Source organism: Paraburkholderia sp. JPY419 (assembly GCF_050435705.1).
In the GTDB taxonomy this organism is placed as follows: Bacteria; Pseudomonadota; Gammaproteobacteria; order Burkholderiales; family Burkholderiaceae; genus Paraburkholderia; species Paraburkholderia youngii.
The window spans coordinates 1223521-1250182 of record NZ_JBNDKV010000004.1; the positions used below are offsets into that span (position 1 = coordinate 1223521).

The 26662-nt window shown below is 63.8% G+C and carries 24 protein-coding genes; 6 read left to right on the top strand and 18 right to left on the bottom strand.

Annotated elements, in window-relative coordinates; genetic code table 11:
* Window positions 1–253 precede the first annotated feature (253 nt).
* The 4 genes from QFZ91_RS34090 to QFZ91_RS34105 all read left to right on the top strand — a co-directional run bounded on the left by QFZ91_RS34090 (window position 254) and on the right by QFZ91_RS34105 (window position 5541).
* Window positions 254–1369 carry a succinylglutamate desuccinylase/aspartoacylase family protein gene (locus QFZ91_RS34090; protein ID WP_429569909.1) on the top strand — a complete coding sequence of 372 codons (1116 nt, stop codon included), beginning with the start codon at window positions 254–256 and terminating at the stop codon, window positions 1367–1369.
* A 330-nt stretch (window positions 1370–1699) separates the two neighbouring features.
* The gene (locus QFZ91_RS34095) at window positions 1700–2881 is read left to right on the top strand and encodes a porin (RefSeq protein WP_429570944.1); all 1182 of its coding nucleotides are present in this window, start codon (window positions 1700–1702) and stop codon (window positions 2879–2881) included.
* A 271-nt stretch (window positions 2882–3152) separates the two neighbouring features.
* Window positions 3153–4445, top strand: coding sequence for an MFS transporter (locus QFZ91_RS34100; RefSeq protein ID WP_429569910.1), 1293 nt, complete (start codon window positions 3153–3155; stop codon window positions 4443–4445).
* 43 nt (window positions 4446–4488) lie between these two features.
* The gene (locus QFZ91_RS34105; protein ID WP_429569911.1) at window positions 4489–5541 is read left to right on the top strand and encodes a serine hydrolase domain-containing protein; all 1053 of its coding nucleotides are present in this window, start codon (window positions 4489–4491) and stop codon (window positions 5539–5541) included.
* 88 nt (window positions 5542–5629) lie between these two features.
* Here the strand turns inward: QFZ91_RS34105 and QFZ91_RS34110 are convergent, their stop codons facing one another.
* The 4 genes from QFZ91_RS34110 to QFZ91_RS34125 all read right to left on the bottom strand — a co-directional run bounded on the left by QFZ91_RS34110 (window position 5630) and on the right by QFZ91_RS34125 (window position 9921).
* Window positions 5630–7363, bottom strand: coding sequence for an IlvD/Edd family dehydratase (locus tag QFZ91_RS34110; protein WP_429569912.1), 1734 nt, complete (start codon window positions 7361–7363; stop codon window positions 5630–5632).
* A gap of 222 nt (window positions 7364–7585) precedes the next feature.
* Window positions 7586–8011, bottom strand: coding sequence for a DUF1801 domain-containing protein (locus QFZ91_RS34115; RefSeq protein WP_429569913.1), 426 nt, complete (start codon window positions 8009–8011; stop codon window positions 7586–7588).
* A gap of 121 nt (window positions 8012–8132) precedes the next feature.
* Entirely contained in the window at window positions 8133–8987 is an 855-nt protein-coding gene (locus QFZ91_RS34120; protein WP_429569914.1) for a CPBP family intramembrane glutamic endopeptidase, read from the bottom strand.
* Between the two features lie 142 nt (window positions 8988–9129).
* Window positions 9130–9921 carry a DUF899 domain-containing protein gene (locus QFZ91_RS34125; RefSeq protein ID WP_429569915.1) on the bottom strand — a complete coding sequence of 264 codons (792 nt, stop codon included), beginning with the start codon at window positions 9919–9921 and terminating at the stop codon, window positions 9130–9132.
* 241 nt (window positions 9922–10162) lie between these two features.
* Here QFZ91_RS34125 and QFZ91_RS34130 point away from each other — a divergent pair, with 241 nt between their 5' ends.
* Complete coding sequence (locus QFZ91_RS34130) at window positions 10163–10606, top strand: VOC family protein (RefSeq protein ID WP_429569916.1); 444 nt, start codon at window positions 10163–10165, stop codon at window positions 10604–10606.
* Window positions 10607–10658: 52 nt separating this feature from the next.
* Here the strand turns inward: QFZ91_RS34130 and QFZ91_RS34135 are convergent, their stop codons facing one another.
* The 9 genes from QFZ91_RS34135 to QFZ91_RS34175 form a co-directional block, all read right to left on the bottom strand.
* Window positions 10659–11036 (bottom strand): BON domain-containing protein, encoded by a 378-nt coding sequence (locus QFZ91_RS34135; RefSeq protein ID WP_429569917.1) that lies wholly within the window; start codon window positions 11034–11036, stop codon window positions 10659–10661.
* Between the two features lie 30 nt (window positions 11037–11066).
* The gene (locus QFZ91_RS34140) at window positions 11067–12212 is read right to left on the bottom strand and encodes a porin (protein WP_429569918.1); all 1146 of its coding nucleotides are present in this window, start codon (window positions 12210–12212) and stop codon (window positions 11067–11069) included.
* A gap of 139 nt (window positions 12213–12351) precedes the next feature.
* A complete protein-coding gene (locus QFZ91_RS34145; RefSeq protein ID WP_429569919.1) occupies window positions 12352–13977 on the bottom strand; it encodes a 3-(methylthio)propionyl-CoA ligase in 1626 nt (541 codons plus the stop codon).
* Window positions 13965–14342, bottom strand: a complete 378-nt coding sequence (locus QFZ91_RS34150) for a Rieske (2Fe-2S) protein (RefSeq protein WP_429570945.1) — start codon at window positions 14340–14342, stop codon at window positions 13965–13967. The genes QFZ91_RS34145 and QFZ91_RS34150 overlap by 13 nt, the downstream gene beginning before the upstream one ends.
* Window positions 14343–14374: 32 nt before the next feature.
* Entirely contained in the window at window positions 14375–14941 is a 567-nt protein-coding gene (locus QFZ91_RS34155; RefSeq protein WP_429569920.1) for an RBBP9/YdeN family alpha/beta hydrolase, read from the bottom strand.
* Window positions 14942–14959: 18 nt separating this feature from the next.
* The gene (locus QFZ91_RS34160) at window positions 14960–15808 is read right to left on the bottom strand and encodes a TauD/TfdA dioxygenase family protein (RefSeq protein WP_429569921.1); all 849 of its coding nucleotides are present in this window, start codon (window positions 15806–15808) and stop codon (window positions 14960–14962) included.
* A 10-nt stretch (window positions 15809–15818) separates the two neighbouring features.
* Window positions 15819–16799 (bottom strand): quinone oxidoreductase family protein, encoded by a 981-nt coding sequence (locus QFZ91_RS34165; protein WP_429569922.1) that lies wholly within the window; start codon window positions 16797–16799, stop codon window positions 15819–15821.
* 106 nt (window positions 16800–16905) lie between these two features.
* Window positions 16906–18228: an MFS transporter gene (locus tag QFZ91_RS34170; RefSeq protein WP_429494416.1), complete on the bottom strand. Its 1323-nt coding sequence runs from the start codon at window positions 18226–18228 to the stop codon at window positions 16906–16908.
* Window positions 18229–18382: 154 nt separating this feature from the next.
* The gene (locus QFZ91_RS34175; protein WP_429569923.1) at window positions 18383–19438 is read right to left on the bottom strand and encodes a 3-keto-5-aminohexanoate cleavage protein; all 1056 of its coding nucleotides are present in this window, start codon (window positions 19436–19438) and stop codon (window positions 18383–18385) included.
* 241 nt (window positions 19439–19679) lie between these two features.
* Here QFZ91_RS34175 and QFZ91_RS34180 point away from each other — a divergent pair, with 241 nt between their 5' ends.
* Window positions 19680–20681, top strand: coding sequence for an AraC family transcriptional regulator (locus QFZ91_RS34180; protein WP_176381080.1), 1002 nt, complete (start codon window positions 19680–19682; stop codon window positions 20679–20681).
* A gap of 73 nt (window positions 20682–20754) precedes the next feature.
* On the opposite strand, the gene phaC is transcribed toward QFZ91_RS34180, so the two are convergent.
* From phaC to QFZ91_RS34205, 5 genes are all read right to left on the bottom strand, one after another.
* Window positions 20755–22497, bottom strand: coding sequence for a class I poly(R)-hydroxyalkanoic acid synthase (phaC, locus tag QFZ91_RS34185; protein WP_429569924.1), 1743 nt, complete (start codon window positions 22495–22497; stop codon window positions 20755–20757).
* Window positions 22498–22511: 14 nt separating this feature from the next.
* On the bottom strand, window positions 22512–22982 hold the full coding sequence (locus tag QFZ91_RS34190) for a MaoC family dehydratase (protein WP_176120759.1): 471 nt from the start codon (window positions 22980–22982) through the stop codon (window positions 22512–22514).
* A 24-nt stretch (window positions 22983–23006) separates the two neighbouring features.
* Window positions 23007–23954, bottom strand: a complete 948-nt coding sequence (locus QFZ91_RS34195) for an electron transfer flavoprotein subunit alpha/FixB family protein (protein ID WP_429570946.1) — start codon at window positions 23952–23954, stop codon at window positions 23007–23009.
* Window positions 23955–23976: 22 nt separating this feature from the next.
* Complete coding sequence (locus tag QFZ91_RS34200; protein WP_429569925.1) at window positions 23977–24726, bottom strand: electron transfer flavoprotein subunit beta/FixA family protein; 750 nt, start codon at window positions 24724–24726, stop codon at window positions 23977–23979.
* Between the two features lie 69 nt (window positions 24727–24795).
* The gene (locus tag QFZ91_RS34205) at window positions 24796–26598 is read right to left on the bottom strand and encodes an acyl-CoA dehydrogenase (RefSeq protein WP_429569926.1); all 1803 of its coding nucleotides are present in this window, start codon (window positions 26596–26598) and stop codon (window positions 24796–24798) included.
* Between the last annotated feature and the right edge of the window lie 64 nt (window positions 26599–26662).

The following is a 26662-nucleotide window of genomic DNA, read 5'->3' on the forward strand; positions in this document are numbered from 1 at the left end:
GCCGCACGGTGCGCCGGCAGCTTGTCCGAAACGGGCTCCGCGATGCGGAGCCCGTTTTGTTTTGCGGCTCCACATCCAGCCACATGAAGCCACACCGTGGGGCATATCGGCTAAGATCGTGCAACGCGCGGTCGCCGGGAGACAGGTGGCCGCAGTCCGCGCACGCGGACCTCGCGCGCAGCCGGCGCGCACCTTTCCCCTTGCAATCAACAACCTAGCGCGGCCGCTACGAACGGGCCGCGAAGTCAAAACCATGCAAACCCAGACCCATCCGCTGATTGCCCCGTCGCTTGGCACCGCCCGTGAACTGACGAGTTTCCACTATGGTCCCGGCGGCGGACAGAAAATCTATATCCAGTCGTCGCTGCACGCGGACGAGCTGCCCGGCATGCTGGTGTCGTGGTCGCTGCGCCGCAAGCTGGCCGCGCTCGAGGCCGCGGGCAAGCTGCGCGGCGAAGTCGTAGTGGTGCCGGTGCCGAATCCGATCGGCCTGAACCAGCATCTGCTCGGCCAGATGCTCGGGCGCTTCGAAACCGGCAGCGCGCAGAACTTCAACCGCAACTTCTACGACCTCGCGGAACTCGTGCTGCCGACCATCGAGTCGCGTCTGACCGGCGACATCGATGAGAACCGCGCCGCCATTCGCGCGGCGATGCGCGAAGCGCTCGACGCGCAGAAGCCGACCACCGAACTCGGCTCGCAACGCCTCGCGCTGCAAAAACTCTCGTACGACGCCGACGTCGTGCTCGACCTGCATTGCGACTGGGAAGCCGCGATGCACCTGTATACCAATCCGGACTTGTGGCCCGAAGTCGAACCGCTAGCGCGCTACATCGATGCGAAGGCGTCGCTGCTCGCGCTGAACTCGGTCGGCAATCCGTTCGACGAGATCCACAGCTTCTGCTGGTCGGATCTGCGCGGCCGTTTCGGCGAGCGCTTCCCGATCCCGAACGGCGGCATCTCGGTCACGATCGAACTGCGCGGCCAGCGCGACGTGTCGTACGAATACGCGGAAAAAGACGCGCAGGCGATCATCGAGTATCTGACCCTGCGCGGCGTGGTCGACGGCGAACCGGCGCCGCTGCCGCCGCTCGAATTCGCGGCGACGCCGCTCGCGGGCGCCGAGCCGCTCGTCGCGCCGATCAGCGGCGTGCTCGTGTATCGCTGCGAGGTCGGCACGTGGGTGGACGTGGGCCAGGAAATCGCCGACATCGTCGATCCGTTGACGGACCACGTCGTCACGATCAAGAACACCGTGGCCGGCCTGCTGTACGCGCGGCATCTGGCGCGTTTCGCGACGGCCGGCCTCGAGTTCGCGCGCATCGCCGGCGCGACGCCGTTCCGCAGCGGCTCTTTGCTGAGCAACTGACGCCAACGCCGCTGCGACTGGCGATGCCCTCGCAGCCGGCCATGTAACTGAATTTTCATGCAGCAGCCGAAGTAACCGATCGCCCGCCGCCTGGCGGGCGATCCGCTGCCACACGCCCCGCTTCGCTCCAGGGTCGATCGACCCGCCCCGCCACCGACACACCCCGCCCCCGGTGCCCCCGCAAAGTGTCGCGCCGACACGACACCGTGGAAAAAATTTTTTCCTGTCACATACCTTACTCAGCGTTCCCTTAAATTGCCGGCCATCGCGCGACGTTGCCGCAGAGCAGCGCGTCGCGATCGCCAAAATTCGCTAACTCGGAGAAGTATGTTGAACAAGAAAATCCTGACCGCCGCTACGCTTGCCGTCTTCGCCTCCGCCGCTCACGCACAAAGCAGCGTCACGCTGTACGGCCTGATCGATGCGGGTATCAGCTACGTGAACAACTCGAAAACGTCCACCGGCCATAGCAGCCTGACGAAGTACGACGACGGCGTCGCGCAAGGCAGCCGTTGGGGTCTGCGTGGCACGGAAGACCTCGGCAACGGCCTGAAGGCGCTGTTCGTATTGGAAAACGGCTTCAACAGCGGTAACGGCACCGCCGGCCAGGGCGGCGCGATGTTCGGTCGCCAGGCCTATGTCGGTGTGTCGCAGAAGGACATCGGCTCGCTGACGTTCGGCCGCCAGTACTCGTTCTCGACCGACTACCTCGGCTCGAACTACTCGACCGGCGGCCTGACCGTCGCGGGCAACTACGCTTACCACATCAACGACGTCGACCAGCTCACCTCGAGCCGTATCAACAACTCGGTCAAGTTCAGCAGCGCGAACTTCTCGGGCCTGACCTTCGGCGCGATGTACGGCTTCTCGAACACGGCAGGCGGCTTTGCCGGCACGCCGGGTACGGGCACGTCGGCTGCACCGGTTGCGGGTTCGTCGCGCGCATACAGCTTCGGCGCGAACTATGCGAACGGCCCGTTCGGTATCGGCGCAGCGTACACGGACATCCGTTACCCGGGCCAGGCATCGCCGGCCTTCTCGACTTCACTGGCTAACGTGAGCTTCCCGACGCTCGGCACCGGCCAGATCCAGGATCTGCGCTCGTTCGGCGTTGGCGGCCGCTACGCATTCGGTCCGGCGACGCTGTGGGCCCTGTACACGAACACGCGCCTCGCACCGATCTCGGGCGGCTCGACCACGTTCGCAGCCTACGAAGCGGGCGCGAAGTACGCGGTCACGCCGGCTATCACGGCAGGCGCGGGCTACACGTACATGCACCTGAGCGGCGCGAACGTCGGTCACTGGAACCAGGTTAACCTGAGCGGCGACTACGCGCTGTCGAAGCGCACGGACGTCTACGTGCTGGGCATCTATCAGATCGCATCGGGCCACAACGCCGCAACTGGCGACCTGCAGGCACAGATCGGTTCGAGCACGAGCTACTTCAACACGTCGGGCGTCGGCGCCGACAACCAGCTCGCGTTCCGCGTCGGTATGCGTCACAAGTTCTAAGCAGACGGTTCGCGGTGGGGAACACTCGTGTTCCTTGCTGGCTGGATCGATGGAAAGCGCCCTACGGGGCGCTTTTTCTTTTGCAGCGCGGTGTTGTCGATCCAGGTCATCATGATTCCGCTTTGCCGTTTCGGCAACGATATCTGCCAAATATTGTAATTGTCTATAAATATCGGCCACCCCAACATCGAGTCACACGCTTCGATCCCGCGCCCGCGCCGCTCACGCGACCCTGCCGGCGCACCTCCCAATGCCGCCCGAGGACTTCGACATGAGCATGGACTCCGCCACCACCGCCGACGCGCTCGCGCGGCACACCTCGCGCTCGAGCGTATCGCGGCTGATTCTCGCGACCTCGATCGGCAACGCGCTGGAGTTCTACGATCTGGTCGTGTACGGCTACTTCGCGGCCGTGCTGTCGCGTACGTTTTTTCCGGTGCACGACCGCACTGTGTCACTGCTGCTCACGCTCGGCACCTTCGCGCTGTCGTATCTCGCGCGACCGATCGGCGCGCTCGCACTCGGCTCGTTCAGCGACCGCAAAGGCCGCAAGGCATCCCTGACGCTATCGATTGCAATGATGACGCTCGGCACCGGCATGATCGCGCTGATGCCGTCGTATGCGGCGATCGGCGTGCTCGCGCCGATCGGCGTATTCGCGTCGCGGCTCTTGCAGGGATTCTCGGCGGGCGGCGAGTTCGGCAGCTCGACCGCGTTTCTGATCGAACATGCGCCCGAGCGCAAGGGCTTCATGGCGAGCTGGCAGTTCTCGAGCCAGGGCGCGAGCACGCTGCTCGCGTCGCTGTTCGGCGCGGTGTTGACAAGCACGCTGAGTACCGCGCAACTCGAAGGCTGGGGCTGGCGCATTCCATTCCTGTTCGGCCTGCTGATCGGTCCGGTCGGGCTGTACATTCGCCGCCGCATCGACGAAACGCCGGAATTCGAGCGCGCGGAGAAATCCGCCGCGCCGGTGCGCGAACTGCTCGCGACGCAAAAGGAACAGGTGCTCGTGTCGATCGGCGCGCTCGTGCTGACCACCACGGCCAACTACATGCTGCTCTACATGCCGACCTATGCGGCGCGGCAACTCGGGCTCGCGCCGTCGTCGGGCTTCATCGCGACGCTCGCGGCCGGTTTGATCATGATGGTGCTCACGCCGATCGTCGGCCATCTGTCCGACAAGGTGGGCCGCGTGCGCATCATGCTCTGCGCCGGTGCGCTGTTCTTCGCGACCGTCTATCCGGCCTTCATGCTGATGAACGCGCATCCGTCGCTCGGCTCGTTGCTGGCCGCGGTCACGTGGGTCGCGATGCTGAAGGCGACCTACTTCGCGCCGATTCCGGCCATGATGTCCGAGCTGTTCCCGACCCGCACGCGAACGACCGGCATGGCGTTCGGCTACAACATCGGCACCACCGTGTTCGGCGGCTTCACGCCGCTCGCGGTCGCCTCGCTGATCGCGGCAACCGGCAATAACCTCGCACCCGGCCTCTATCTGATGCTCGCGGCCGTGCTCAGCCTTTTCACCGTGATGTGGGCACGCGTGCGACTGCACGCACGCTGAGCCTCTGCCTCGCGGGCTTCGTCGAACCGACAGGACCTTTTCCATGCAAGACCGTTTGCAACAAGCCGTGCAGTTCGCGGTGGATCATGAATCGCTTTGGGACCGCCACGTGGGTGGCGCGTGGGGTGTGCACGTGAACGACCCGCCGCCGTGGAACAAGCTGCTCGGTCCCGTGCATGATCGCGGGCCGGTATCGGGTGCGATCGCCGTCGACGGCCGCGTGCTGACGAGCTGGGGCGAGCCGGATCGCGCGGATCTGACCTTCAGCGTCGCAAAGATGTACCTCGCGCTGCTCGCCGGCGTCGCGCACGATCGCGGCCTGTTGCCCGACGTCGATGAGCCGGTGCGCGTGCGCGTGCCCAACATCGGCTTCGACGACGAACACAACGCGCCGATCAGCTGGGCGCATCTGCTGCAGCAAACCAGCGAATGGCGCGGCACGTACTTCGGTTTGTCGGATCAGGCGGATCACTACCGCGCGGTCAATTTCGCCGCGCCGCCCGATGGCAAAAAAGGCGACCCGCGTCCGCTGCAACGGCCGGGCAGCTACTGGGAATACAACGACGTCCGCATCAACCAGTTCTCGCTCGCACTGCTGCATCTGTTCCGTCAGCCGCTGCCCGAGGTGTTTCGCGAAGCGATCATGCGGCCAACTGGTGCGAGCGAAAACTGGCAATGGGTCGGCTACGACGACGCGTGGGTCGAAATCGACGGGCGACGCATGCAGCCGGTGCCGGGCGGCACGCACTGGGGCGGCGGCATGTCGGTGAGCGCGAACGATCAATTGAAGGTCGCGCAGCTGCTGCTCGATGACGGCGTCGCGAACGGCCAGCGCGTGCTGTCGTCAGAATGGATCGCGCGCATGCGTACGCCGTGCGCGATCGCGCCGTTCTATGGCTACCTCGTGTGGCTCAACACCGGGCGCAAGGTGTTCCCGAACGTGCCGGAATCGAGCTATTTCGGCATCGGCGCGGGAAGTTCGTTCACGTGGGTCGAACCGGAGCGGCGCATGACGGTGGTCGTGCGCTGGCTGAACCCGGCCGCGGCGAACGAGTTCTTCGGGCTTGTGCTCGACGCGGTCGATAACCTCGGCTGATAGCCACCAATCAAAAAAAAATTCGGGCGATGCACGAATGCATCGCCCGCATGGTCATGGGTCGAGCCCTTATCGTTGCAACGGCGCGTCAGTGCGAATGCCGCGGCACCGCGGAGCCTCGACACCCAACGAGGAAGTCGAGGTCGCAGCCCTCATCGGCCTGCAACACGTGATCGATATACAGGCGCCGGTAGCCGCCACCTTCCGGCGGCTCGGGCGGCACATGCTTCGCGAGACGGCGCTCGAGCTCCGCGTCGCTGATATCGAGGTGCAGCGTGCCCGCGTCACAGTCGAGCTCGATCCAGTCGCCGTCCTGCACCGCGGCGAGCGGGCCGCCGGCCGCCGCTTCCGGCGTCACGTGCAGCACCACGGTACCGTACGCGGTGCCGCTCATGCGCGCATCGGAAATCCGCACCATGTCCTTCACGCCCTGCTTCAGCAGCTTCGGCGGCAGGCCCATGTTGCCGACTTCAGCCATGCCCGGATAACCCTTCGGCCCGCAGTTCTTCATCACCAGCACCGAGTTCGCATCGACCTCGAGCGTTTCGTCGACGATGCGCGACTTGTAGTGCTCGAAGTTCTCGAACACGACCGCGCGTCCGCGATGCTTGAGCAACTCGGGCGTCGCCGCCGACGGCTTCAGCACCGCGCCGCGCGGCGCGAGATTGCCGCGCAGCACGCGAATGCCGCCATCGGCGACGAGCGGCTTGTCGAGCGGACGGATCACTTCGTCGTTGGTGTTGGGCGCATCCTTCACGTTGTCCCACAGCGTCTTGCCGTTGACCGTCAACGCCTCCGGATGCGGCAGCAGGTTCGCTTCGCCGAGCCGGCGCAGCACGGCCGGCAGACCGCCCGCGTAATAAAACTCTTCCATCAGGAAACGGCCCGACGGCATCAGATCGACGATCGTCGGCGTGTCGCGGCCGATGCGCACCCAGTCGTCGAGTTCGAGATCGACACCGATGCGCCCCGCGATCGCCTTCAGATGAATCACCGCATTGGTCGAGCCGCCGATTGCCGCATTGACGCGAATCGCGTTGGTGAACGCCTCGCGCGTGAGGATCTTCGACAGCTTCAGGTCTTCGAGCGCCATCTCGACGATGCGGATGCCCGACATCTGCGCGAGCACGTAGCGGCGCGAATCGACCGCGGGAATCGCCGCGTTGTGCGGCAGCGACGTGCCGAGCGCCTCGGCCATGCAGGCCATCGTCGACGCGGTGCCCATCGTGTTGCAGGTGCCCGCCGAGCGCGACATGCCCGCCTCGGCCGACAGAAACTGGTGCAGATCGATCTCGCCGGCCTTCAGCGATTCGTGCAGCTGCCACACCGCAGTGCCCGAGCCGATGTTCTTGCCGTCGAGCTTGCCGTTCAGCATCGGGCCGCCGGTCACGACGATCGCCGGCACGTCGCAGCTCGCCGCGCCCATCAGGAGCGCGGGGGTCGTCTTGTCGCAGCCGGTCAGCAGCACCACCGCGTCGATCGGATTGCCGCGGATCGCTTCCTCGACGTCCATCGCCGCGAGATTGCGCGTGAGCATCGCGGTCGGACGCAGATTCGATTCGCCGTTCGAAAACACCGGGAACTCGACCGGGAAGCCGCCCGCTTCGTAGATGCCGCGCTTCACATGCTCGGCGAGCTTGCGAAAGTGCGCGTTGCACGGTGTCAGCTCGGACCACGTGTTGCAAATACCGATCACAGGGCGCCCGTCGAACTCATGATCCGGGATGCCCTGATTCTTCATCCAGCTTCGATACATGAAGCCGTTCTTGTCAGCCGTGCCGAACCATTCGGCCGAGCGCAATTTCCGCTTTTTTTCCGACATGCTAGGTCCTTGATGCATGCGCCGGGACCCTCACCGGCATATTTGACTGAAGCGGCCCACCCGGCGCCACGGCGCAAGGCTTGCCGCTCAATGTCCAGGGATGGTGAAGTGTACGGAGCGGGTTGATATCTTTCCAATTATATTTTTGGCGATATCGATATCAGTTCTGGTATCAAGCCGCCGGCCCCTGGCGGCGCGGCCGGCGAGCAGACCGTGCCGGCTTCAGGCGTCGCCGGGCGTCGGCTTACGGCGGGCTTTCAGTAGTGCGCCGCGCATGTTCTTCTTCAGATGACTCTGGTTATAGTCGATCGCGGCGCGGATCAGCGCTTTAAGTGCGCGCTCGTCGACCTCGTCGCGCTCGAAGAAGTCGATCGCGCGCCGCGCGTTGCCTTCGAGGCCCGCGTTGAACAAACCGTGCGGGTCGTCCAGGCCCGCCCCATGCGCGAAGGTCAGCTTGACCTTACCCTTGTGCGCGTTGGCGACCGCGATCATGCCGTCGCGCGACCAGACCGGACTACCCATCCACTTGAATTCCTCGACGATCGCCGGGTCCGCCGCCAGCACGCATTGACGGATGCGAGCGAAGGTCGCGCCGCGCCAGTCGGTGAGTCCTGCGATCAGTTCGTCGATACGTTCGGATGCGTTCATCGGAGTGTGGTCCTCGCAAACGGAAAAACGAAGTGGTTGAACCGTCAGGATGCGGCAACGATCCAGTCATTGCTAATCTTCGCCTGGATTCGCGGCCAGCGCACGGCCGATCCACGTCGTTTCACAGTTTGCTCGCGGGCTGCAGCATCGGATACGTGAAGAAGAAAAAGTGGACCACGTTCAGCCCGAAATGTGCGAGCACCGCCGCAGATAATCCGCCGAAGCGATACGCAAGCCCATAGCCGATGCCCGCCACACTTCCGAGCACGATCCACTGCCATCCGCCCGCGCCATGTGCGAGGCCGAACAGCGCGGCCGCCACGCATAGCGCGAGCAGGTCCGCCCTTTTCCAGCGCGCGAACAGTCGCGTCAGACCGCCTTGCAGATAGCCGCGAAACAACGCCTCTTCGGTCAGCGTGACGAGAAAGAGATTGTTCACCAACCACAGCACGCTGTCGGCGGGCCGCTTCGGCGCCCATCCGACGATCCCCAGCGACAACGCAACGGCCATGCAGGCCGCGACCGTGATCAGCCAACCGGCGACGCCGGCGACTAACCACGTGCGCAGCGCGTGGGGCGGCCGAATCCACGGCAAGGCGAGCAGCAGCCAGAAGCCGATCAGCGGCTTGTCGAAATTGAGGTACATCGTGAAGGGCACGGCATCCGGCGTGAGATGCACGGGGCCGATCACGCGTGGGTTATGAAAGCCGGGTAGCCAATGCAGGCTGAGCCCGATCGCGAGCGCGACGAACAGCAGATGACCAGCGTATCCAACGTAACGCTGGCGAGCCGGCGACACCGCGTACGCGGCCACGCCGAGCAGCGCAATGGCGACGCTCGCGAAAGGGCCGAGCTGCCCGGTCGCCAACGCCGTGACGTATCCGATCACGAGCAGGCCGACGCCCAGCCAGCGAAACGTGCTGGCCCACGTCGCCGGCGCGGCGAGGAAAATCGCGATCCACGGTAGTGCGAACATAGATAGGTTCGAGCTCAGGCTTGCAGTGATTGCTGTCTTTGCGTGCGAGCGTGACTCTAGCATTCAAATACCGCTGGACCGCGAGAACGGCCGTCCCGTACGTTGGCGAACGCCGTTTCTCCGAGTGACGATTCGTCAGGCGCTACTCGTCGTGCTTCCGAAATGCGGCCTCGCCCGCATCCGACACCTCGACCCACTTCGGATCGGGAGCCGCGCCGGGGACGTAAGTGTCGTGCCAGTTCCACCACTTGTACGGCCGGCTCTGTGGGTAGCCCTCCGGCGAATCCTCCCACGTCTCCTGCCGCCCGAGCGCCGTCATGTCGAGGTAGCTCCAGACCGTGCCCATCGCCTCGTCGCCACGCCCGTTAATGAAGTACGTTCGGAACACACGCTCGCCGTCCCGGATGAACGCGTTGTGACCGTGCCATTCGTCCACGCCGAAGTCGGCGTCGAAGCTGTCGGTGATCGTGTACCAGGGAATCATCTCCCAGCCCATCCGGGCCTTCAGCCGCGCGATATCGGCTTGCGGTGCGCGGGACGCGTACACGAGGGTCGTGTCGCGAGCGTGCAAATGCGCAAGGTGGGAGACCTGATCGGCCCCCAGCGAACAGCCAATGCACGCGTGCTCTGGCCATCCGTGCACGCCGGGCTCGAAAAAGGCGCGATAGATGACCAGCTGACGGCGGCCTTCGAAGAGATCGAGCAGGTTCACTCTGCCTTGCGGCCCGTCGAACGCATACGCTTTTTCCACGGCAAGCCATGGCATCCGACGCCGCTCGGCGGCCAGCGCGTCGCGGGCACGTGTCAAGGCTTTTTCCTTGACGAGCAACTGCTCGCGCGCGGCCTCCCACTCTTGCCGCGACACGACCGGCGGTGTCTTCATCGCAGGCTGTCCATCTTTCCCACTCTTCTCAGGTGACTTGTTCGTCGTCATCGCAACCTCCGGGTTAGAGCGATGTCGTGTGCGTTCGGGTCGGAAGGCGATTCGTTCGCCTTGCATCGCTCGCTGTTGATGAAGGTTCAGTTTACGCCGCCGGTCATCGAGTGATGGGAGTGACAAATGTGACGCGATTCCGGATTCACGGAGGGCCAAACCCGGCTGTCTACTTCTAATGTAATCTGCCGCAACGACCATGACGTCCCATCAATCATTCGCCCACCACCTGGAGGTGACGATGAGCGCGATCCATGAGGTCTACCCCTATCTGCGCGTGCGCAATGCTGCGCAGGCGATTGAGTTCTACGCACAGGCATTCGGCGGCGTCGAGCAGTTTCGCCTGACCGAGCCAGGCGGCCGCATCGGTCATGCCGAAGTGAAGATCGGTCCCGCGATCGTGATGCTGTCCGACGAATATCCCGAGCACGACATGCTCGGCCCGCGCGGCGACAGCCGGCCGGGTGTGCTGCTGCATATCCACTGCGACGACGTCGACCAGCTATTCGCACAAGCGGTCAAAGCGGGCGCAACCGTGGTCCTCCCGCTAACCGATCATTTTTATGGCGAGCGCTCGGCGACCGTGCGCGATCCGTTCGGCCACGAATGGCAGCTCGGCGCGCAGATCGAAGCGCTCACGCCTGAAGACATGCAGCGCCGTTACACGGCGCTGTTCGACAACTAGTGGGTTGTGACAGTGGGCTCCTCGCGCTTGATCCCCCGATGCGTGAGCTCTTTTACATCCCTCCAAACGGCTTTTGCACGGTAAGCTTGTTGGTCACCGAAGTCACCCCCGGAACGCCCTTCGCGATCTCCGCGACCTGATTGATCTGGGAAGCGTCGGTGACTGTGCCGCTCAGCGTCACCGCGCCGCCTTTTGCGATGACGCTGATATTGCCGGCGCTGATCTCCTTGTGCTTGCCGATCGCGGCATACACCTGCCGACGCAGCGCGCGATTCGCTTGCCTCGGGCTGGCGGGAGCGGCCGCGCTACCTGACATCGCGGGCGCGCCCGAAGCTGCGCTGGCCGTCTGACCCGACTGCGACCATGCGCTGCTCGACGCGGCCAGAATCAATGCGGCAATCGCCAGCGCGCGTGCCTGAATGCTTTTCATCGAATACTCCAGTTGTTATAGGTGACGTACTCAGAAGGTATGGCGGATGCCGACCATGGCCGCCGTCGTGGACACGCCAGGCGCAACCGGGGCGCCATAGATGATGGTCTGGTTCATGGTCCCCTTGTTGGCCACATAACCCACCTGCGCGTAAGCCTTGGTGCGCTGGGACAGGTTGTATTCCGCGCCCACCGCGAATTCGCTCGAATGGTTCGCCGAGTTGTTCTTGTCTTTCAGGTAGTAGTACCCGGACGTGACCTTGAAACGCGGATTGAACTGGTAGCCAAGGCCCCCCGAAATCATTTCGAAGTCCGCGGTGTTGCTATGCGCCGGGTTCTTGCCGGCGCCATACGAGGCCGACACCGAAAATCCGGCGATCGTGTACATCGCACCGAAATAGTAGAAACGGTTGTTCGCCAGTCCGGTCGCAGGAATGGCGGGTGCCGCCGGGTACGTGATCGGGAACGGGTTGGTATCGTGGCCGTTGTAATACACCGCGGACAGATTCAAACCATAGTTCGAATACCTGGCCACGGCCGACTCGCGCGTGCCGCCCTGGAAATGACCGGCGACGCCGCCCGGTGCGTACTCGAGCGCAAGTGACGCGCCGTGGAATTTCGGCGAGTTATAGACGAGCGCGTTGCTGTCGTACAGCGCGCCGATCGGCGCGTTCGTGCTCGTACCCGGCCAGCCGGCCGCCTGGTTGATGCCCAGCCACGCGGTCAGAATACTGCCGAAATACTGCGCGCCGCGCACGTCGGTTTCCGCCATCGCGTAGATCATCGGAATGATCTGCCGGCCGGCGTCGAAGGTACCGAAGGGTCCGGACACGCCGATCGTCGCGAACTGGTTGAAGATCGCGGTGGTGCCCGGCGTATCGGACAGGCCGAACTTGCCGTTCGTGGAGTTGAATACGCCCTGCAGCTTGAAATTGACCTTGTAGCCGCCGCCGATGTCTTCGCTGCCTTTCAAACCCCAGAAGCTCGCATAGATACCGCCGTCCTTCAGCTGATAAATCTTGCCCGTGTTCGGCGCGTGCGGCAGGAAGGTGGCCGCCGAAGTGCTCTGATACAGGAAACCCGTATCGATCACGCCATAGAGCGTCACTGACGACTGCGCATGAGCTGCGGTGGCGAAAATGGCCAACACGATTGCGCTGCTTGACTTCAACTTCATTGCGTCTCCTTCGCGTACCGGCGGTGGCGCAAAAGCCCATGCTGCGGTCGCTTCAAATGATTGGTGATTTTGTGTGCGCCCGGGCGTGACCGGCCGCGTTGTTGCGTGAATCGAACCGCGTCGCTGCGCAAGCCGTGCGTCAGGGCAAGTAGTAATTCCCGTATTGATCGCGTAACTGGTTCTTCAGCACCTTGCCAGTTGCGCCGATAGGCACCGTGTCGACGAACACCACGGCATCGGGGGTCCACCAGCGCGCGACCCGGCCGTTGAAAAAGGACAGCAGTTCGTCGCCGGCCAGCTCGCTGCCCGGCTTTTTCACGACCAGCAGCAGCGGCCGTTCGTCCCACTTCGGATGCCGCGCGGCGATACACACTGCCGTCGAGACTTCCGGATGCAGATACGCGACGTTTTCGATGGCCGCCGAACTGATCCATTCGCCGCCCGACTTGATCACGTCCTTGCTGCGATCGGTGATCTCCATGAAGCCGTGACGGTCGATCGTCGCGATGTCGCCAGTCGGAAACCAGTCGTCACACAGCGGCGACTCGACGTCGGCGCCGAAGTACTGTTGCGTGACCCAGTGGCCGCGTACCTGCAGATCGCCAGCGCTCTCGCCGTCCCACGGCAATTCATCGCCGTGCGAGCCGACGATCCGCATGTCGATGCCGAACAGCGCACGTCCCTGCTTCGCCTGCACCCGGTATTGCTCGTCCATCGGCAGCGACTGCTGATGCGCCTTGAAGCTGCAGACCGTGCCGATCGGGCTCAATTCGGTCATGCCCCACGCGTGCAGCACCTCGACCCGATGGCGCTTCTGGAACGCCTCGGTCATCGCGGTCGGACACGGCGCGCCGCCGATTACCGTGCGCCGCATCGACGAGAAGGTGCCGCCCATCGCATCGACATGCGTGAGCAGTCCCTGCCACACGGTCGGCACGCCGGCCGACAGCGTCACGCGTTCCGTCTCGATCAGTTCATAGAGCGACTTGCCGTCGAGCGCGGGCCCCGGAAACACCAGCTTCGCGCCGACCATGCAGGCGATGTAGGGCAGTCCCCACGCGTTCACATGGAACATCGGTACGACCGGCAGAATCACGTCGCGCGCGGAACAGTTCAGCGCATCGGGCAACGCCGCCGCGTAGGTGTGCAGCACGGTAGAGCGATGGCTGTACAGCACGCCCTTCGGATTGCCGGTGGTGCCCGACGTGTAGCACAGCGACGACGCGCTGTTTTCGTCGAGCAGCGGCCATTCGAAGACGTCGTCGTGCAGCTCCAGCAGATCTTCGTAGCACATCAGCATGCCGTCCAGCTCGTTCGCTTTCGGCATGTGCGCGCGATCGGTCAACGCCACGAATACCTTCGGGCTCTTCACCCGGGGCGCGACGCTCTCGATCAGCGGCAGAAACGTCAGGTCGAAGAACACCACACGATCTTGCGCATGCTCGATGATGTATTCGAGCTGGTCGACGTGCAGTCGCGGGTTCAGCGTATGCAGCACGGACCCGGAGCCCGATACCGCGAAATACAGCTCCATGTGGCGATAGCCGTTCCACGCGAGCGTCGCGACGCGCTCGCCCTGGCCGACGCCGAGCGTTGCCAGTGCGTTGGCCATGCGGCGCGCGCGCTGCGCGAGGTGCCGATATGAATAACGATGGACGTCTCCTTCCACGCGTCGCGACACGATTTCCTGTTCGCCGTGATGGCGCTCCGCGTGCGTGAGCAGCGCCGACACCAGCAGCGACTGCTGCATCATCAAGCCTTGCATCTTTCCGTCTCCTGATGGGTTGTGGCGTCTCGCTCATGCGAGGGCGTCGCATTCGGCTCGTCGAGACTCACCACCACCTTTGAATTCATTATTTCGACCGGGAAGGTCGTCACACTCAATCCGCCCGTTCCCGCCATGCAGCCCGTGCGCACGTCGAAGCGCAGACCGTGCGCCGGACAGCGCAACATGCAACCTTCCAGCTGACCGCCCGAAAGTGCGGCCCCGTTGTGCGGACAGGTGTTGTCGATGGCGTGAAGCGTGCCTGCGATGTTGAACAGCACGATGCTGCGGCCATCGATGAAGGCCAGCTTGCGCTGGCCCGGCGCGAGTTCGCCGGCGACCCCCACCACGATCCGACGCGACATTTCAGGCTCCTGCTGATCCGACGCTAGCCGCGTCACATCAGCACCAGGCGGCGAATCAATGTCTCCGCCATCGGCCATTCGCCAAAGCCCGAAGCGGGATTGAGGTGCCCGACTTCGCCGAGATCGACGAGGCGGCTGCCCCAGTCCTGCGCCATGTCCTTCACCCGCTCGAACCGTGCGAGCGGATCGTTGCGGCTCGCGCCGACGATGCTCGGGAACGGCAGACGCTTGCGCGGAATCGGCAGCCAGCCGTTCTGCGCGAGCGTATCCAGCTCCGGATAGCCCGCCGGCATCGGCGTCTCGAGGTCCGCGGGCGCCGCGAGCAGCGCGCCGTGAATTTCGCGCTTGTGCTGCGCCGCCCAATGCACGGTGATCATCACGCCCGCGCTATGCGCGACCAGAATGACCGGACCGTCGATTCTCGCGAGCGCGGCATCGAGCGCCGCAACCCGTGCCGCGCAACTGAGCTTGTCGTGTTCGAGCGGCGGCACCGACAGCGCTTTCGGCAGCCGTTGCTGCAACAGGGTTTGCCAATGCTCGGCGACGTGGTCGCGCAAACCCGGGACCATCAGAATGGTCGGTTTGAATTCGTAATTCATGGGAAGCTACTTGCTGGTTCAGTACGGCTTGTCGCCGATGATGCCGGCGCGTTCCATCTTGCGATGACACGGCGGGTAGTCCATCACCGCATAGTGCTGCGTGCTGCGGTTGTCCCAGATCGCGATGCTGTTCTTCTGCCAGCGCCAGCGCACCTGGTACTCGGGGATGTACGCCTGGCTGATCAGATAGCGCAGCAGATCGCCCGCGCCGGGATTCGCGTCCTGACCGAAGCGCACCCGCTCCGGCGTATGAAAGTTCGTGAAATGGCTCGTGAAAGCGCTCACGAACAGCACCTTCTCTTCCGTTTCCGGATGCGTGCGCACGACCGGATGCTCCGCGTCCGGAAACTGCGCCTTCAGCGCCAGACGCTTTTCGATCGGCATCGCCGCACCGAAGCTCGCCTCGATGCTGTGGCGCGCGCGCAGGTCCGCGATCTGCGCCTTCACGTACGCCGGCAGATTTTCGTAGGCGAGGACCATGTTCGCCCACATCGTGTCGCCGCCGACGGGCGGACACTCGACACAGCGCAGCACGGCACCGAACTGCGGCTTTTCGCGCCACGTGGCATCGGCATGCCAAGCGTTTTCGTAACGGTCGTTGGGCTGGTCCGGGGTCTTGTAGATACGCACGAGGCCCGGATTTTCCGGATCGCTGCCCGCGACCGGATGGTCTTCCAGTTCGCCGAAGCGGCGCGCGAACGCCACGTGTTCGGCGCGCGTGATGTCCTGATCGCGCAGGAACAGCACCCGATGCTTCAGCAGCGCGGCGCGGATCTGGGCAAACAGGCCATCGTCGTAGATGGCGTGGGCAAGATTCACCCCGCTCAGCTCGGCGCCGATCGAGCACGTCAGTTGTTCGACACGCATGGCTCGCTCCTTAGATAACGAAGACCGACGAACCCGTCGTCTTGCGCGATTCCAGATCACGATGCGCTTGCGCCGCGTCCTCGAGCGCATAGCGCTGATTCAACTCGATCTTGATGCGGCCCGAGGCGACGAGCTCGAAGATGTCCCGGGCAAGCTCGTCCTTCTCGGCCGGATCGGCGATGTAGTCAGCCAGAGCCGGGCGGGTCAGATACAGCGAGCCTTTCATTGCCAGCAACTGCGGATTGAACGGCGGGATCGGGCCGGAGGCCGTGCCGACGCAAACCAGCAGACCGCGACGCTTCAGCGAGTCGAGCGAAGCCTCGAAGGTGTCCTTGCCGACGCTGTCGAACACGACATTCACGCCGACGCCATCGGTCAGTTCGCGTACGCGCTTCGCGACGTCTTCGTAGCTGTAGTTGATGATGTGATCGCAGCCGTGTGCACGGGCCACCTCGCCCTTGGCCTCGCTCGAAACCGTGCCGATCACGGTGAGACCCAGCAGCTTCGCCCACTGCGAAACGATCAGGCCGACACCGCCGGCGGCGGCATGCAGAAGGATCGTGTCGCCCACTTTGAAGGCGTGAATGCGGCGCATCAGGTACGCGGCGGTCAGGCCGCGCATGGTCATGCCGGCAGCCGTTTCGCAGTCGATCGCATCGGGCAGCCGGATCAGCGGCGCGGCCGGAATCAGGCGTTCCGTGCTGTACGCGCCGAGCGTGTTGATGAAGCCCGTATAGGTCACACGATCACCCACTGCGACGTTCGTGACGTCGGGGCCCACGGCCTCGACCACGCCCGCGGCCTCCACGCCCATTCCCGCGGGCAGCGGCACCGGATACAGGCCGCTGCGAAAGTAGGTATCGGCGAAATTGAGTCCCACGGCCTGATGGCGCAGGCGAACCTGACCGGGACCCGGGTTGCCCACTTCGACGTCCTCGTAGCGCAGGACCTCGGGACCACCGGTTTCATGAAAGCGCACTGCCTTTGCCATGTTGACTCTCCAATTCTTTACTTGATCTGCACTTCGCAGAGTTCGTTGCGCCCGACGCGCATTACAGGTTCTGTTGTCCGCGCCGTCCGCGCGGCACCGTCCGATGTCAGCGTGCGGCTTGCTCGCGCAGCGTGTTGAGCCGATCGAGATCGCCAGAGTAGTTCCGTTTGCCGATCATGAATGCGGCGGCTGCAACGAGCGGTGCGAACGGCACCAGTTGCAACGCGCCCAGCAGACCGATCCGGTCGGCGATGATTCCCGTCAGAACAGCCGCCGGCGCGAGGCCCAGCAGGTTGTTCGCGAGCGTCAGCGTCGCAAACGCCGAGGCGTGAATGGTCGGCGGCGTCAGGTTCGCCACCATCGCACCCGACGGGCCGCTCGCACCGGCGCAGAAGAACATGCCGACGCCGATCACGACGAGTTGCCACGGCCCCGCCGTCATGTGGAAGCCGATCGCGAGCAGGACGAAACAGGCGAGGCAGTAGGCGATCGCGGCACTCCACTTGCGTTGCCGCACGTTCTTGCTGAGCCGGTCTGCGAGGTTTCCGCACACCACCATGCCCACCCCGGTCACCAGCACGAACACCGCCGCGCACATCGCAGCCTTGCCGGTGGCCATGCCGTAGTAGCGATTCAGGAAGCTCGGCATCCACGCCCATACAGCGGCGGGAACCATCAGATGCAGACCGCTGCCCACATAGGCGCACACCACGGACTTCGTCGAAAACAAGCCCTTCATCAGCTCGCGCAGGCTCATGCGCATGCCGCGCGTTTGCGTCTGCTTCGTCACGCTCGCCGGCTGCAGCGGCGCAAGACGCTTTTCGGTGACGACGAGGCGGTAGATCACGACCAGCACGATCCCCATCGCGGCCATCGCGCCGAATGCCGAGCGCCAGCCGAGGTGAGCCGCCACCGCGCCGCCGAGCGCCATGCCCAGCACCGAGCCGAATGCGCCGCCCGCCATGAAGGTGCCGGTCAGCGTGGAGCGCAGCCGCACCGGGAAGATGCTCAGGACAACTGCGATACCGACGCTGCCATAAGCCGCTTCGCCGATCCCGACGAAGGCACGCGCCAGCAGCAACTGCCCATAGTTGGCCGAGATCGCGCAGCCCACCGTCGCGAGACTCCACATCGCCGCCATCAGCACGATGCTCTTCACGCGGCCCCAGCGGTCGGCCAGCACCGACAGCGGGAACGTGAGCACACCGACCATCAGCGCGACCACGCTGCTGAGCGAACCCAGCTGCGCATCGGACAAATTCCATGCCGCTTTGAGCGGCGGAAACACGGCATTCAACACCTGCCGCGACATATAGTCGGAAAGCAGCAATCCGACCGTCAACGCAAACACCACCCACGCATAAGCGCGCACATCCGTCTGAGCTGCCGAAACTTCGCCCGTCGTGGGCGCTGCATGCTGAACGAGCATGTTTAGTCTCCTTCCACGCTGACTCCGTGGCGGCCGCCTTGCCCGGCTGGGCCGACGACCTGTTATGGATTCAGCTATCTGCTCCCGCGATGCAGCCGGAGCGTTACCCATGAAGCCCGGCCTCGGCCAACGCGTCGGCCCGGACTTCCGGCATTCACGCCGCGCGAAGCGGCAGGTTCTTGACGCCGGCCTGGCGGTTCGGCGCCATCCCGTTGGCGCTGAGCGTTTCTTCGACCGTCTCGTACTGCACACCAATACGATAGATCTCGCGGGCTTCTTTACCAGTGGCGATTTCGCGGCCCAGTTCGCGCGCGACGCGCACGCACTGCTCGATCTGCTGCACCGACGTGAAGCGCTTACCGTGCTGATCGATGATCGTGTCCTCGATGCCGCAGCGCGGATGCAGGCCCATCGACATCGCCATCATGTTGAACGGCAGCACGTTCTTCAGCAGCGACTCGGCGGTGAGCGTGCAGCCATCCGGCGCGCGATGCACGAAGTTGAAGAAGTTGAACGGATTCGGGCCGTCGAAGCCGCCACCGATGCCGATCCACGTCAGGTTCAGCGGGCCCTTGTAGACGCCCTTGCGCACGAGGCGCTCGAGCGTTTCGAGCGCGTGAATGCCGGTGAGCTGAAAGTGCGGCTGGATGCCCGAAGCCTGCAGGCGGCGCAGATGCTCCTCGACCCATGCGGGACCGGCCGGAACCGTCATTTCGCTGTAGGCGGCCATGAACGCGGGGTGGGAAAGCGAGGTGCCCGCCAGATACTCGGGATAGAGCAACTCCATGATGTTCATCTGCGTGGTATTGATCGCGACCGTCACCTGATCGGGCTTCGGATCGAGCTCGGCCAGCATATGGCGCGTATCGTCGGACAGCCACTTCGCGGCCTGTCCGTCGTCTTCCGGCGCGAACGAGATCGAGCCGCCGACCTGAATGATCATGTCGGGCACAGCGGTACGCACACCCGCGATCAGTTCATTGAACTTCGACAGCCGTTTCGAGCCCTTGCCGTCCAGTTCGCGCACGTGCAGGTGCAGTACCGTGGCGCCGGCGTTGTAGCAATCGACGGCCTTCTGGATCTGCTGGTCCATCGTCACGGGGATGTCTTCCGGGAAGTCCGCGGGCATCCATTCCGGGCCGTACGGCGCAGTGGTGATGACTACCTTGTCCTGATTCTCAGGGTGCAGCGAATCGTCGAGAAATTGCATTTGATTGCCTCCATCCAGTTGTGAGTGACGGTGTTCCGCTATCGCGAGGTCGCATGAAGATTCGCTGGAACACATCGAACGACATGTGCACACGATACGGGAATCAAGCGCTACACTTTTATGATTGGACGCCATCCTTTTAGCGATTCGTGCCACTGCGCGTTAACACCAATAATTGCGCGAAGCAAGCGTTTAATGACTAGAAAAAGACTCAGCGGTTGAATCGTCCGGAGAAACTACGATGGAAACGATGGTGACGTCGGTAGCCATGAGCGGCTATTTCGAGGTGGCGCGACGGCTTGGACTGAACCCGGTCGAACTCGCGAAACAGGCCGGCATCGATGCCGGCGCGCTCGCGAATCCCGACGATCGCGTATCGGCCACCGCCTGTTGCCGGCTGCTCGAAATGACGGCCGAGAAGGCGTCGTGCCCGACCGTCGCGCTGCAAATGGCGGAAACGCGGCAGACCTTCGGCAGCGGCGTAATCAATGTCCTGCTCGCGCACAAGCGGACGCTGCGCGAAGTGTTGCTGGCCGCGGCCGAATACCGTCACCTGCTCAACGAAGCGCTGGCGGTATACGTCGAGGACGCGGATAAAACGGTCACCATTCGGGAGGAACTCGTCGTCGAACCGGGTACCCCAACGAAGCAGGCGATCGAACTGGCACTCGGCGTCCTCGCGCGGCACTCCAGCGCTCTGCTCGGCAAGTTCTGGAAACCGCGAGAGGTCCATTTCACACACGCCGCACCCGCGGACCTGACGTTTCATCGGCGCTTCTTCGGTTGTCCGCTGCAGTTCGGCAGCGACTTCAACGGCTTCGTCTGCGCGAGCGCCGATCTCGACTACCCGAATCCGCTGGCCGATCCTGAACTCGTGCGCTATGCGGAAAGCCTCGCCTCGCCCAAGAACGCGAGCGCAGCGGAATCGGCCGCGCTGGAAGTGCGCAAGGCGATCTACCTGCTGCTGCCGCTCGAGCAGGCGAACGCCGAGCTGGTTGCACGTTATTTGCATCTGAGCGTGCGCACCATGCAACGGCAGCTGAGTTCGGCCGGTACCAGCTTTTCGGATCAGGTCGAGGAAGTTCGCGGCGAACTCGCGGTGCGCTACATGAGCAATCCCACCTACCCGATCGGACGGGTCTCGGCGCTGCTCGGCTACGCGCAACAGGGATCGTTCACGAACTGGTTCGTGTCGCGCTTCCACATGACGCCGCGCGACTGGCGCGCGAGCCATGCGAAGTGACGACAAAAAAAAACGGAGTGCGATGCACTGAACATCACACTCCGTCGTTGCGGCACACGCTATCACCGTCCGCTCATGCGGCGCGAAGCTTCACGTAGCGGCCCGGTGCGCTCTCGATAGCCTTGTACTTCCTATTGCCGAGCTTGGTGCGCGCTTCGACCTGCTCTCCGGAATGCTGCTTGACCCATTCGATCCAGTGATTCCACCAGCTGCCGCGCTGCTGAACCGACGTCGCGAGCCACTCGTCGGCGTTCTCGTTGCAGGTGTCGTTGGTCCGGTAGCTGCGCTTGTTCTTCGACGCCGGATTGATCACACCCGCGATATGGCCGCTCGCCCCGAGCACGAACTCGGTTCGACCACCCAGTAGCTGCGTCGACTGATAGGCGGATCGCCACGGCACGATGTGATCTTCCTCGGCCGCCATCAGATAGCTTGGGATATCGACGTTGCCGAGATCCACCGGCGTGTTGCAGAACGTCAGTTTGTTCGGCACGCGCAGACTGTTTTCGAGGTACATGTTGCGCAGATAGAAGCTGTACATCGGACCGGGCAGATTGGTCGTGTCCGCGTTCCAGTACAGCAGATCGAACGCGGCTGGGGTTTTGCCCTTCAGGTAGTTGTTCACGACGTACGGCCAGATCAGATCGTTGGCACGCAGCGCCTGAAATACGAAGCCGAGTTCGCGGCCCGGATAAAGGCCGCCGCGGCCGATCGTATGCTCGCGCATCGCCACGCCCTGCTCGTCGATGAACACGCCGAGATCGCCCGGATCGGTGAAGTCGAGCAGTGCCGTCAACAGTGTCAGGCTCGCCACCGAGTCGTCGCCGTTCGCACGCATGACCGCCAGCGCCGACGACAGCATCGTGCCGCCCACGCACCAGCCCAATGCATTGACCTGGTCGGCCCGGCTAATCTCACGCGCCACCTTGAGCGCCTGCATCACGCCGTCCTCGAGGTAGGCGTCCCACGTGGTCTGCGCCATGTCCTGCTGCGGGTTGCGCCACGACACGACGAACACCGTCAGGCCCTGCTCGCAGGCGAAGCGCACAAACGAATTCTCGGGCTGCAGATCCAGAATGTAGAACTTGTTGATGCACGGCGGAACGATCACGAGCGGCCGCGCGGCGACTTTCGAAGTCAGCGGATCGTACTGGATCAGCTGAAACAGATCGTTTTCGTAAACCACCGCACCACTGGACGTGGCGACGCTACGGCCCACTTCGAACGCGCTTCGGTCGGTGATCGAAATCGAGCCGCTGCCCAGATCGTCGAGCAGAAGCGTGACGCCCGACAGCAGGCTCGAGCCGCCCGATTCCACTGCGTCCCGGAGGACCTCGGGATTCGTCGCGAGGAAATTCGCGGGGCTGGCGAAGTCGATGAACTGGCGCATGAAAAAGCGCAGCTTGTGCTTGCCCTTTTCGTCGAGCGCGCTTGCCTCGACGAAGTCCGCGAGCGTCCTGGCGTTGATCAGATAGCTCTGTTTCAGAAGGCTGTACCAGCCGTTGCTGGACCAGTCGTCGGCGTGAAAGCGCCGGTCTCCCGGCTCGGGCTCGGCGACCGCCTTCAATTCCGTGCGCCCGCCGATCAATCCGGCGACGGCATCGCTCCACAGTTGAGCCTGCTGTTGCAGGTAGTGGGCGCTCGTGTGGGTCACGGAGCCTCGCGCGAACGGCCCGTCGAAATCGAAGTCCGAGCCGTCGGTGTCATGCACCGACGCATCGAATTCATCCTTGAGCGGCGAAAACCGCCAGAAATCGAAGCCGGCCTTGACCCAGCCCGTAGAAAACTCTTGTGGCATGCTGAATGGCATTCTCATGGCGGGGCTCGCTATCATGCGTCGCTGACGGCGCAAGCCGCGTCCTCGACGACACGGTCGCGGCAGCTTGTCGGCATCACCGTGGCGTCGCCTTCGACCACCACCTTGCCGCCGACCGTGCAAACGGTGGACAGCACCACGCGGCGCTTGTCGTGAATCAGTTCCTTGACGGTCACTTCGGCCTGCACGGTGTCGCCGGGCCGGACCGGCGCCTTGAAGCGCAGGTTCTGACCGAGGTAGATCGTGCCCGGGCCGGGCAGTTGCCCCGCGAGCGCCGCGGAGATGATGCTGGCAGTCAGCATGCCGTGAGCGATGCGCCCCTTGAAGGGTGTGGTTTGCGCAAACTGCTCGTTGATGTGAACCGCGTTCATGTCTCCCGATGCGCTCGCGAAGAAGAGAATGTCCGCCTCCGTGATGGTCTTGGCGAACCGGGCACTCATACCCGGTTGCAGGTCTTCGAAATCGTATCCGTTAAGCTCGTTCATGATTATTCCGCTTGCTGGGGGCGGTTAGCCGAGCGCCTGCTCGAGTTCCGGCACGATGGTGAACAGATCGCCGACGAGGCCGTAATCCGCAACGCTGAAGATCGGCGCTTCTTCGTCCTTGTTGATCGCGACGATGACCTTCGAGTCCTTCATGCCGGCCAGATGCTGGATCGCACCCGAGATGCCGACCGCGACATACAGTTGCGGTGCGACGATCTTGCCGGTCTGGCCGACCTGATAGTCGTTCGGCACGAAGCCCGCGTCGACGGCTGCGCGCGATGCGCCCAGCGCCGCGCCGAGCTTGTCGGCCAGCGGCTCGAGCACCTTCGTGTAGTTCTCGCCATTGCCCAGACCCCGGCCACCGGACACGATGATCTTCGCGCTCGTCAGTTCCGGACGATCGAGCTTCGTCACTTCGCGGCTCACGAATTGCGAGATGCCTGCGTCGGCTGCGGCTTCGATCTTTTCGACCGCTGCGCTGCCGCCTTCGGCTGCGACGGCGTCGAAACCGGTCGAGCGCACGGTGATGACCTTGATCGGGTCTTGAGACTGAACCGTTGCGATCGCGTTGCCCGCATAAATAGGACGCTCGAACGTGTCGGCGCTGTCCACAGCGGTGATGTCGCTGATCTGCGCGACGTCGAGCTTTGCGGCGATACGCGGCGCGATATTCTTGCCGTACGCGGTAGCCGGCGCGAGGATGTGCGTGTAGTTCCTGGCCGCATCTTGCACAAGCGTCAGCACCGTCGCTTCGACGTTTTCCGCGAGACCCGCTTCGAGTTGCGGCGCGTCGGCGAGCAGTACCTTGGCGACGCCGGCGATCTTCGCCGCGGCATCGGCCGCGGCTTGCGCATTGTGACCCGCGACCAGCACGTGAATCTCACCGCCGATCTTCTGTGCCGCGGCGATCGTGTTCAGCGTCGCGGTCTTGATCGACGCGTTATCGTGTTCTGCTACTACCAGGTTAACCAGATTCGTCATTTCTTGCGTCTCCTCACAGCACCTTGGCTTCGGTCTTCAGCTTCTCGACCAGCGTCTTCACGTCCGGCACCTTCACACCGGCGGAGCGCTTCGGAGGCTCGGCGACCTTCAGCGTCTTCAGACGCGGCGTGACATCGACGCCGAGGTCTTCGGGCTTCACCGTTTCCAGGGGCTTTTTCTTGGCCTTCATGATGTTCGGCAGCGTCACGTAGCGCGGCTCGTTCAGGCGCAGATCGGTCGTGATCACGGCCGGCAGCGTCAGCGACAGCGTTTCCGCGCCGCCATCCACTTCACGCGACACCGTCGCCTTGCCATCCGCCACGACCACTTTCGACGCGAACGTCGCCTGCGGCAGGTTCGCCAGCGCGGCGAGCATCTGGCCGGTCTGGTTGGAGTCGTCGTCGATCGCCTGCTTGCCCAGAATGACGAGCGAAGGCTGCTCCTTGTCGACCAGCGCCTTGAGCAGCTTCGCGACTGCGAGCGGCTGCAAGTCTTCGTTCGATTCGATCAGGATCGCGCGATCTGCGCCGATTGCGAGCGCGGTGCGCAGCGTTTCCTGCGACTGCGTCACACCGGCCGACACGGCGATCACTTCGGTCGCGACGCCCGCTTCCTTCAGACGCACGGCTTCTTCAACCGCGATTTCGTCGAACGGATTCATCGACATTTTCACGTTGGCGATGTCGACGCCCGTGCCGTCCGATTTCGCGCGGACCTTCACGTTGTAGTCGACCACTCGCTTGACTGCCACGAGAACTCTCACAACACTCTCCTTCACACACCGATAGGGCCGGGCCCTATCGTTTTGAATGACATTACGTCCGTTGATCGATCAGAACTGGTCTTCGCGCAGCGCCAGCGCGCCTTCGCCGTCGCGAGCGCCGCGGATCGTCGCTTCGAGCGCGATCGCACGGGGCAATATCTGCGTCGCGTAGGTGTGCGCGGTCGCGATCTTCGCGTCGTAGAAGCCCGGGTCTTCATCGCGCTTGTCGGCAGCGAGCACCAGCGAGCGGGCGACTTGCCAACCCGCGAGCACGACGCCCGCAAGCAGCAGATAAGAGACACTGCCCGCGAACACCGCATTCGGATCGCTCTTGACGTTCTCGATCACGTAACGCACCGCGCTGTGCAACGCGACGCGGCCGGCGGACAGATGACGGTGCATCGCCTGGAAAGCCGCGTTCGAACCATACGAGGGGTGCTCTTGCACCGCGTCCAGGGTCGCGTCGATCTGCGCGAGCAGCATCCCGGCCACCTCGCCGTTGTCGCGCATGGTCTTGCGGCCGACGAGGTCATTCGCCTGGATCGCCGTCGTGCCTTCGTAGATCGGCAGAATGCGCGCGTCACGGTAGTACTGCGCGGCGCCGGTTTCCTCGATGAAGCCCATGCCGCCATGCACCTGCACGCCGAGACTCGTCACCTCCAGCGACATCTCCGTGCTCCAGCCCTTCACGATCGGCACCAGGTATTCGTAGATCGCCTGATGATTCGCACGCGTCGCGCCGTCCGGATGACGATGCGCGAGATCGCAGTGCGACGCCGACACATAGGCCAGCGCGCGTGCGCCTTCGGTCAGTGCGCGCATCGTCGACAGCATGCGGCGCACGTCAGGATGCTGGATGATCGCGACCGACTGCTTCGCGGAGCCATCCACCGGACGGCTCTGCACGCGCTCCTTCGCATACGCGACGGCCTGCTGGTACGCGCGATCCGAGATCGCCACGCCCTGCACGCCCACCGCGAAGCGCGCGGCATTCATCATGATGAACATGTACTCCAGACCGCGGTTCTCCTCGCCGACAAGCTGCCCGATCGCGCCGCCATGATCGCCGAACTGCAGCACTGCCGTCGGGCTCGCCTTGATGCCGAGCTTGTGTTCGATCGACACGCAATGCACGTCGTTGCGCTCGCCGAGCGAGCCGTCTTCGTTGACGAGGAACTTCGGCACGACGAACAGCGAAATGCCTTTCACACCTTCCGGTGCGTTCGGCGTACGTGCGAGCACCAGATGCACGATGTTTTCCGTCATATCGTGCTCGCCCCATGTGATGAAAATCTTCGTGCCGAAGATCCGGTACGAGCCGTCGCCCTGCGGCTCGGCGCGGGTGCGCACCAGCGACAGGTCGGAGCCCGCCTGCGGTTCGGTCAGGTTCATCGTGCCGGTCCACTCGCCGGAAATCATCTTCGGCACGTAGCGCTGCTTTAGTTCTTCGCTACCCGCCGTCAGCAGCGCTTCGATGGCGCCGTCGGTCAAGAGCGGGCACAGCCCCAGCGACAGGTTGGCGGCGTTGAGCATTTCGATGCAGGGCGTCGACAGCAGCTTGGGCAAGTCCTGACCGCCGTATTCAGACGGATGTTGCAAACCCTGCCAGCCGCCTTCGGTGAATTGACGAAACGCGCCCCTGAAACCGGCCGTGGCGCTCACCGCGCCGTCCTTCCACGTGCTCGGGTTGCGGTCGCCGTCCACGTTCAGCGGCGCGAGCACGCCTTCGTGCAGGCGCGCGGCCTCTTCGAGCACCGCGCGAGCCGTATCGGCGCTCGCGTCCTCGCAGCCGGGCAAGCGCGCCAGTTGGTCGATTCCGGCCAGTTCCGTGATTGCAAACAGCATGTCTTTGAGAGGCGCGACGTAGCTCATTACCATTCTTCCGATCAGATAGTCCGTAGGGAAAGTCACCCGTCTGGCACCGATGCGGCCGGGG